This window comes from Undibacterium sp. GrIS 1.2, assembly GCF_040544435.1.
Taxonomy (GTDB): Bacteria; Pseudomonadota; Gammaproteobacteria; order Burkholderiales; family Burkholderiaceae_D; genus Undibacterium.
The window spans coordinates 1-8,838 of the sequence record NZ_JBEONP010000090.1 but is presented as its reverse complement, the minus strand read 5'-3'; the positions used below and the strand labels follow the sequence as shown (position 1 = coordinate 8,838).

Annotated in this window: 7 protein-coding genes; all 7 read right to left on the bottom strand. The window is 41.7% G+C overall.

All coding sequences use genetic code 11. The annotated features are described in order from the left end of the window. Positions 1–279 precede the first annotated feature (279 nt). The 7 genes from AAKU61_RS21310 to AAKU61_RS21280 all read right to left on the bottom strand — a co-directional run bounded on the left by AAKU61_RS21310 (position 280) and on the right by AAKU61_RS21280 (position 8,534). A complete protein-coding gene (locus tag AAKU61_RS21310) occupies positions 280–1,140 on the bottom strand; it encodes a Brp/Blh family beta-carotene 15,15'-dioxygenase (RefSeq protein ID WP_323492895.1) in 861 nt (286 codons plus the stop codon). Beyond that, positions 1,137–2,288: a lycopene cyclase family protein gene (locus AAKU61_RS21305; protein WP_323492896.1), complete on the bottom strand. Its 1,152-nt coding sequence runs from the start codon at positions 2,286–2,288 to the stop codon at positions 1,137–1,139. The genes AAKU61_RS21310 and AAKU61_RS21305 overlap by 4 nt, the downstream gene beginning before the upstream one ends. Further along, entirely contained in the window at positions 2,278–3,222 is a 945-nt protein-coding gene (locus AAKU61_RS21300) for a phytoene/squalene synthase family protein (RefSeq protein WP_323492897.1), read from the bottom strand. Before AAKU61_RS21300 ends, AAKU61_RS21305 begins: the two co-directional genes overlap by 11 nt. Next, entirely contained in the window at positions 3,219–4,694 is a 1,476-nt protein-coding gene (gene crtI, locus AAKU61_RS21295; RefSeq protein WP_323492898.1) for a phytoene desaturase family protein, read from the bottom strand. The genes AAKU61_RS21300 and crtI overlap by 4 nt, the downstream gene beginning before the upstream one ends. Positions 4,695–4,697: 3 nt before the next feature. After that, positions 4,698–5,675: a polyprenyl synthetase family protein gene (locus AAKU61_RS21290; protein WP_354335523.1), complete on the bottom strand. Its 978-nt coding sequence runs from the start codon at positions 5,673–5,675 to the stop codon at positions 4,698–4,700. A 92-nt stretch (positions 5,676–5,767) separates the two neighbouring features. Beyond that, positions 5,768–6,565 (bottom strand): bacteriorhodopsin-like, encoded by a 798-nt coding sequence (locus AAKU61_RS21285; protein ID WP_323492900.1) that lies wholly within the window; start codon positions 6,563–6,565, stop codon positions 5,768–5,770. Between the two features lie 1,135 nt (positions 6,566–7,700). Beyond that, positions 7,701–8,534, bottom strand: coding sequence for a diguanylate cyclase domain-containing protein (locus tag AAKU61_RS21280; RefSeq protein ID WP_354335520.1), 834 nt, complete (start codon positions 8,532–8,534; stop codon positions 7,701–7,703). Between the last annotated feature and the right edge of the window lie 304 nt (positions 8,535–8,838).

Genomic DNA, 8,838 nt, shown 5'->3' with positions numbered 1-8,838 from the left:
TCACATGTGCCGCTTCAAACAAGAAAACCAATCGCAACAGTGGCCACACCCATGCTCGACTTTACTGGTTTGGGTATTTTGCAAGAAGCTCAATTGGTAACAATTTTTGCCAATCTCTAGAGAGTTCAAAGTTTAGTCAACTTCATGGATTGTTACTCAGGCTAATTGCCGATCACTTTAGGCTACCAGTTTAGAGCCGTCTGTTGTTAAAGAAAACTAAACTTAGATTCATATAGTGATACGGTTTTAATTAATACTTTTGCTGTTACTAAATTAATACTACTGAATAAATTTTATTCGATCAATGAGTAACATGTGGGGAAGAGTTAGTGCGCCGAGTGTCACAAATAAAAATTGCGTAATCCGCGGGTAGTTTGGTGACGGTGGTAAATAAAACCAACCTGTGGCAGCCAACAGAATGGTTCCTATCATTGGAGCCAAAGAAATTATCAATAATTGTTTGAAGCTAAGTTTAGAGTAGTGTTGGGTCCTCAGGATATGTCTATAGCTATGCATTCCACAGAAAAAAATAGCAAATCCAATTAAGGGCTCTGCCAAGACTGCTAAATAGCAAACTGAAAAAAGTTCTAAGCTAGCGCTCTTATTTTCAATCCACTCAATGCAGAAGCAAGCAACGCTTGAAATTAGCCAAGGCAAGGCAATTAATTTTAAAAATGAAGTTATCTGTTGCCCCATTTCTTCATTAAGAATTAAAGCGAATAAGCTGGTCATCTGATCGGAATGTAAAATTGTAGGTAATACGATGATGGCACCGCCGTAAAGAAATCTAGTTATTTTTAGCCTCGTTAATATTAAGTCCCTTGAGAAATGCAGCATTGAGAGTAATAAGAAACTTACCATAAAACTCATTGAAAAATGCCACCACACAATAACCACACTTAAGCTCAGTGCTAAGTAGGTAATGGTGAACTTTAGCCAAGATTGCCACCCGTTAATCAAAAATAGTTGTTTCGCAAAAACAAGGTCTAGGGCCCCATGTGGAACGCCTAAAAACAGCACAAGTGACGTTATAAACAGCAACTTGTAAAGTGGATCTAATGAATCGATCAGCATTGAAATTAAAGTTGCTAATATAGTTAAACAAAAAAATACTAAGCGCTGTATTTGTATGCTGTTCACGTTCTGTGACGTTTAAGTAGATGTTTAATAAATGGGGCTGGCGGTAATGCGTTTATCACGGATAAATAGTCAAATAGGTTTCCCTGATCGGATAAAAACCGGACGAGTTGTTGGCTCTTCACTTTCGAAAACAAACTAATGAATAAATCGGGCGCTAATTTCGGATTATCCCGAATGACTTTAAGAAAAATCGCATCCATTGTTTTGAGTAATACTTTATCTTTGCAATGTCCAATTGGGTGCTGGTTTTGACATAGTGAAATCGCACATTCTTTAGCCCAGATCTGTATTCTTTGGAATGCATAACCTGTGGCTGGTCTCGCTGCGCCAGCCGTTAAGCCTGCAAAAACATAGGTCTTTTCCATTTTTAATTGTTTTGGGTAATTAGGAATTCCCATAGGAATTAACCCAATTTCTGTTCTATTAACCTTGTATGAGCCGCCCTGGGTATATTGCAAAATCGAATCGCCGAGATGACCTTGTAACTGAAGTGCACAGTACGGTCGCTCAGCGAAAACGGTGAACTCGATCAAGGCTCTGCTAGGAGTCAAAGGTAACAGATAAGTAAATCCAACATAATCGTTATTGGCGTCACAGAAGTTCATTAGGTGCGCAATGCATGGATCGAATATCGGATCAATTGACTCGATCTCGCATCCTAAAAACGATTGCCAGAGAGTGGCACCGCTCTGCGGGTCGACGGGAAATGGTCTAGTATCAACTATTGTTTTAGCATTGAACTCTCCATTGGAAGTATGGACATACCATTTACCATTTATTAATTTAGGGTTCCCGATTACGGTAGTATCAGTCTTTATTTCGAGCGCTGTGTTGCTACTGATGGCGGCTAGAACATGATCATAAAAATCTCGGGCGCTTATGACTCTGTAAGGGGCAAATGAACAATCAACGACCACGCTCTGAGCGCTGGTTTTAACTAAAAACTGATTCCAATGGTGATTGGCAATATTGTTCCAAGTTTTGTTTTCACTGCTCCAAAAACACCATGTGCGATCATTTTGATATGATTTACGTGGGTCTATCAACACGGTTTTTGGCGAATTTTCCCCCATCGCTGACAATTGCATACCTAGACTTAGGCCCGCACATCCTGCTCCTATAATGATCAGATCAACATCAGTTTTCATGTATTTGAGCCGATCGTGGTTCTGAGACATAGTATCCTTGTATTGCTTTATGCAGACTTGAATCGTGTGCGGCAGGGTGACGCCAAAATCGGAGACTCGTGACCGCCGACAAAACGGCGGTTAATGTCACCAATAGTTTGCGAGGTGTCCGGACGATGATACGACGATGCCAATATTCATAATCCTGCTTTTCGAGCTCTTTTCCGATTTCTCGATATACTCGCGCGGCCACTAAGATTGACAATCGCGCCCGAAAAGGCAAGTACGATAGTCCACATTCGCCACTTTCGTAGTACTTATCCGCACTCGCGAGAAGACTAGCAACGGCCTTTTTAATTAGTTTAACTTTGGATCCGGTGGGCGTGATGAGATCTTGGATATCCATATCATTGATAAAATGGATTGGGAGATAACGTCGGTTGATCAACGCATCGTCCTTTATATCGCGGCAAATATTAGTTAATTGCATTGCTATCCCCAGATCAATCGCGTACGGAATAGCGTTATTGTCATGTGAATTCAACACTTTGCACATCATTAGACCAACAGTTCCTGCAACTTGATAACAGTAGCGTAGCAATTCATCTTGATCCATTATCCTGACCAGCTCAATGTCAGAGCCAACTCCTTGAACTAAATCGAGCACTGCGGAGCAATCAATGCCGCACTCTTTAATCAAATTTAAGCCGTCAACAAGTACTGCGTTGGTACCTAGACCGGATACAACGGCTTGCCGTACTTCTACCAAGTTTTTTCGTGATAGATCAACCGATTCCGCTTCATCTACGACATCGTCTATGTAGCGACAAAACTGGTAAAGGCGAGTGGCGCGCTGAGAGTCTTTTTCACCCAACAGCCGGCGAGCCCAATGAAAACTCTTCCCTTTTGAAGCAAGAGTATCTTCAGCGGTCGCATGAATAACTTCGTTGCTCATACCGTATTTGCAAACGGAATAAGTGAGTCAACGACTTTAGCTGAAGAGATCACACCGGGTATTCCCGCCCCCGGATGAGTTCCGGCCCCAACCAAATATAGATTTTTAATTCCTTCCGCCCTGTTATGAAACCGAAACCATGCTGATTGACTAAATAAAGGGGCAATTGAAAACCCTGCGCCATGCTCGCTTAAATAATTATTCTTAAAATTTGTTGGAGTCTCATAAAAATCTTCAGTGATCGTCTTTGTTAAGTTCGGAAGAATAGTATTATCTAGCGCCGAGATGATCCTATCTCTTAACTTAGGACCTTCTACAGACCACTCTTGGCCACCTAATAAGTTAGGAACCGGACAAAGGACATAAAAGCTGTCACAACCAGGAGGTGCAAAACTTGGGTCAGTTGCTGTGGGTCGATGTAAATACAATGAAAAGTCATCAGACAAAATTTTATTGTCAAAAATATCAGTCAAAAGCTCTTGGTATCTCTTTCCTAACCAAATAGTATGGTGTGCAATATCCGGATAAACGGTGGTCGTACCAAAGTACAAAACGAATAAGCCCATGGAAAAAGTAGGTTTTTTTGTTTTGAGGCGCGTCCAAAAAGACTGGTGTTTCGGTGCAATTATGTTGCGATATAAGTAAGCTGGGTCAGCATCTGAGATAATAATATCTGCCATCATAGTCTCGCCACTTTCTAAAACTACTCCTTTTGCTACGTTGGAATCGAGTACTAAAGACTTCACTGAACTGGCCATTAAGATATTGACGCCATGTCGTCGCATGAGGTTTTCCAAAGCAATCACTATTGCTCTAGTTCCTCCTATCGCGAAATGCACTCCATAAGCCCTTTCCAAATAATGAATCAGGCCATAAATGCTTGTCGTGCTGAAAGGATTGCCGCCGACTAGTAAAGGTTGAATAGAAAAAGCCTGACGGAGATTTTCATTCTTTAGATATTTGCAAACTAGTTGCCAGACCGTTTTGTAACTTTTTAACTGTACAAGTCTCGGTATTTGTCCCATCATGAACCAAAAGCTGTGAAAAGACTTGGTAGATAGCTCAGTAAAGCCCACGTCAAAAATGCGATTAGAGTGCGCTAGCAGCTTGAGATATCGATCACAATCGTTGGGCTCGATCCGGTGAATTTCCGCTAATGTATCTTCTAAAGTTCCGCCATAGTTAAAATGTTCGCCGTTAGAAAAATGAAAGCGATACCACGGATTTAACGGAACAAGCGTTATGTGGTCGGATAGCTTTTCGCCAAATAAATCAAATAACTCGTCGAATAAAAATGGAGCAGTTATAACGGTGGGGCCCGCATCATGTCGAAATCCGTTTCTCTCAAATGATTGCGCTCTACCGCCAAGTTTTTCGCAGCGATCGATCAACGTTACCTCGTAGCCTTTCGCGCAAAGGCGAAGCGCACTTGCAATTCCACCAAATCCAGCACCGATTACGATTGCGCGCATAGATTAGTTCTTTATGAGAAGGTCATCAAGCAGCCGCTCAATGTTTTGAGCACATTCGGCGAGTAGCTTACCTGATTGTTGAGGCAGCACGGCTAGTGAGGTCTGCGCAAGCCGTAGGTGCTTAACGGCAAGAGTTTGGGACGCCGCGATTGAATCGACGCAGGTCTTTGATACAGAATTTAAATAATTAAACATCCCAACGATGTTGAAGCGGTCTTCTTCGAGCGACTGATTTAGTTGAGCACAGTCTACAGAAAAGTCACGCAAATCATCGTAAATTTGAAAGCCAACTGCGAAGTCTTTACATGCCTGCTGCGCTGTTGCTAGCATCTCCTCGTGTCCACCTATCAGTAGAGTCAGCTCCAAAGGCAAACTCAACAATGCTCCAGATTTAGCCATGGCCACTTGAATGTAAGTTTCCAACATGAACTGGTTAGCACTAATGGATAATTCAGCCGATTGTCCGATAATTGCTTCTGATACGCGCCCATGCATTAATTGCAAAATCCTAGGCAAGAGAGAGGGTTTGCTAATATTACAAAGAACTCCGTAGGCAGCTGATAAATAGAAATCTCCACTGCAAATTGCTAAATCAATGCTAAATTTGTTCCAAACAGATTCTTGTCCGCGACGATATTTATCACCGTCTTGGACATCATCATGTATCAATGAGGCGTTATGTAATAGTTCGACTGAAGCGGCGATGTATATGCAGTCTTGGTCACTCAAACCAATTTCTTGACCTGCACTCAGTGCCATGCGCGCTCGCAAGCGCTGCCCTCCAGATTGAAGGTGATAAATGGCTGCATTTCGAATATCTGAAGAATCAGCTGTAGAAATAACCAAGCGATCAAGAAGTTGGACGTTGGGAACGCTTTGCAGAAGACCTAATATGCATGTTTCCACTTGCTGAAGCAAGGCATCGGGCTTACTAACCAAATAGCTCGCTATAAGCTCTTGCTCAATGATGTTTGCTTGCATATTTACCCTAAAGATATAAATAAGCGCGGTAAAGTACTCGGAAAGAGATTCTCCAGACTGTCTGGAGAATCTTCGAAGCAGCTTTAGTGAAATTAGTGTTTTACATTTTCGGACTCAGATACCGCAACCCTCCAAATAATCAAGCCAAATGCAATTTTGTTTAGTACATCAGCTAAATTGTAGATAATATTTAATATGCCTGCGCTGTCGGCAGGTGGGCGACCGGTCAGATAACCGGCAAAGTATCCGATTGGATAAATAGCCCAACCAAACGTAACGATTAATCGCATTGTAGTAAATGCAGATTGAACTGATGGGGGCGCACTTCCAGCGTTAATTTTGCTGGCTTCACCTGCAAATATCTCATAAAGTATGAATGCCCAACCAATCATTCCGACTATAAATGCTGGCATTGCTGGAACGTATCCAGCTTCGCCAACATAACCTCCAATTAACATTACCAAGGTACCAATCATTAATCGCCAAAATACCCCGGCAGGAACCTTAGCAATCGCTGACAAAATTAAATAGAATTCGATCATCAAGAGTGGCACCGTGATTAACCAATCGATATATCGATAAACTGTAGGAGTGGAACCAGTTGTGACCCAGACATCCCGCATGTAAAAATAATGAACGGCCGCCACTAAGGTTACCAATCCAGAAACTGTGAGGGAAGTTTTCCATTTCGCTGATACTCGATCACGTTCCAGAAAGAAAAATGCTGTTGAGGCGACTAACGCCATAGAAATCAACCAGAAACTGATACCGACAAAATCATCCGGTTTCAGTACCGACGAGGCAGCCCAAGTCGACGAACTGAAAAACCCAAACAAAACAAAAGATGCCGAAAATAATGCTACTTTAGACTTTGTGAAACTTGCTTTCATGATGTCTCCTATTTTTTTACTTAATTTGCACGTTATAGTGCGAGAATCATTCTATATAAGAAGTAATCGTCTGGTTAATTGCAATGATAAGTAAGTGGGTCAATTTCTAAATTGTTTTGGTTACCGATGTATTGTTATGCTAGTACTGGCGATTATGTCAAATTTGTGTTGCCGCTAAAATAGATTAAAAATAAAAACCCGTATGCGACATGAGTTTTAACACTTGTCAAACACCGTAAGTGACTGATTAATATCAGTAAGCTTAAATTCAACATTGGTCTGTTGCAGAGTAGAGTATTTTAAGTCCGCCTATTTCACCATAAATAGTGTTTAATATATGATTACGCGTTGGAACCCGCGTATAGCTCATTGCTCAAGCGGTTTTTTTGTTTCATGATTGTTCTGACATTTATTGACCCGCTTCTCTCGTACTATTTATGGTGTTCAAAAGATTATTTCTTTAAATCGAGGAAATGTTGATTCGATTTTTGAGATTGAAGCGGTCGTCGGAGCAAATGATTTGTATGAACTCCTCGATTCTTATGTTCTGTCAGCTCTGACGATAAAACTAATATGTTTTTAAACGCCAGAAGAAGCCCCCAATAGCGACATTGTTGGGTGAGAACCCTGTATGAGACGCTATACGGATCAGCTTGGACTTGTGTATATGGGAGGTTTTCCCGGGCCAGTGGTAGTGGACATCACGATAAGAGTCAACAACAAACAGAGCGCTATCGCTAATCACGGTCTCGGCAACAGCATCCTACAAGGGGTCGTTTTGATTTCCGTGCAATATGCCACTGTAGGTGCCCCTAGCATTCATGCGGGTTATAGGGTTATAGGGTTATAGGGTTATAGGGTTATAGGGTTATAGGGTTATAGGGTTATAGGGTTATAGGGTTATAGCAGATTACCCATCTAAATTCTCATAAAAATCAGGCACTTGCTGTTTGGTTAAAACACCTTCCGATTCCACCCTCTCCGTGACGCAATTCTTGCCCATCCTGTTTTTTTTGCTGAAGTAACTAGTACTACTAGGTGATTAAGTTTGGCCATTAGCCCCAGAAAAATTGATCAAAATTACGTTATATAGCTACAACACAACTCTATTTCCGTGTAATCCGGCGCTCGTTTATCATGCAAAAACATAATTTTCTTTCGCTAATTTAGCTTTATACATTGCCTCATCCGCACTTTTGATAAGCGCCTCGACTGAAGAACCATTTTTCGGGAAAATAGCAATTCCAATGCTGGCGCTAATAGATGGAATTGTTATCGATGACAATTCTGGAGGATCTTTCGGCGCTTCTATTGCCGCCATAATTTTATCGGCGATTACTGCAATATGCTCTTGATCCCCTACTTCCAGCAATAAGTAGAGAAATTCATCGCCGCCATGCCTACAGAGGGTATCATCGTTGCGAATCGTTTCTTTTAGCCGCAGAGCGACTGTCTTTAATACATGATCACCAGTGGCATGCCCTAGGGTGTCATTAATAATTTTGAAGTTATCTAGGTCAACAAAAAAAACCGCTAAGCCCCAGCCATGACGATTGGCTTGTGCTAGGCCATGCTCTAAACGATCATAAAACAATAATCGATTTGGGAGTCCTGTAAGAGGATCATGAAGAGATGCGTGTTTAGACTCATCTGCTTGAGCTTGAGCAGTCTCTAGTCGTTGCTCCAATATCTGACGTTCGATGACTTCATCCCCAAGAGCTTGGTTGACAGCAGACAGCTGGGTCGCTGCATGCTGAACCTTTTCTTCAACCGATTGACTGGTCTGAAGTGCGTTTTCTACGCCTAAAGAACTGACATCATTAGCCAACCTCTGTTTCAATGCGACATTGACAGACGAAAGATCGTCGGCACATTCAATCATCACATCTTTGATTTTCTCACTTTGATCGAGAACCTGTGCCAAAGACTTGACATCGGAATTGCTAATTTTTGTCTTTGTTGTTGGCATAGTTATTCTTAACAAATGGTTGTATTTAGACTTGTGTAATAAATCAAAAATAACAATCTATCTGATCGCTGGCGCACCGACAAGTGCTGTAACGGATTATTTTCTGACCACTTCAACGAAAGAGTCGTTTTTATCGGTCTAAGAGTTGCTATTTACCACCGTATAAATCGTTGCCTATTTAATGGAAAATGTTGGGTATCAAGCAAATAGGCGTTGGTGCACTTCAAACTCGAAAAGCGGTGATGTTACGATGCGGCCTCAATTTTACTGATCGCCCCGATGCCCAACAAACACAACGACGATC

Bases quoted from the DNA above. Each gene is read 5' to 3' on its own strand.
- AAKU61_RS21290 (WP_354335523.1), bottom strand. From the start codon at position 5,675: ATGCAAGCAAACATCATTGAGCAAGAGCTTATAGCGAGCTATTTGGTT.
- crtI (WP_323492898.1), bottom strand. From the start codon at position 4,694: ATGCGCGCAATCGTAATCGGTGCTGGATTTGGTGGAATTGCAAGTGCG.
- AAKU61_RS21280 (WP_354335520.1), bottom strand. From the start codon at position 8,534: ATGCCAACAACAAAGACAAAAATTAGCAATTCCGATGTCAAGTCTTTG.
- AAKU61_RS21305 (WP_323492896.1), bottom strand. From the start codon at position 2,288: ATGAAAACTGATGTTGATCTGATCATTATAGGAGCAGGATGTGCGGGC.
- AAKU61_RS21300 (WP_323492897.1), bottom strand. From the start codon at position 3,222: ATGAGCAACGAAGTTATTCATGCGACCGCTGAAGATACTCTTGCTTCA.
- AAKU61_RS21285 (WP_323492900.1), bottom strand. From the start codon at position 6,565: ATGAAAGCAAGTTTCACAAAGTCTAAAGTAGCATTATTTTCGGCATCT.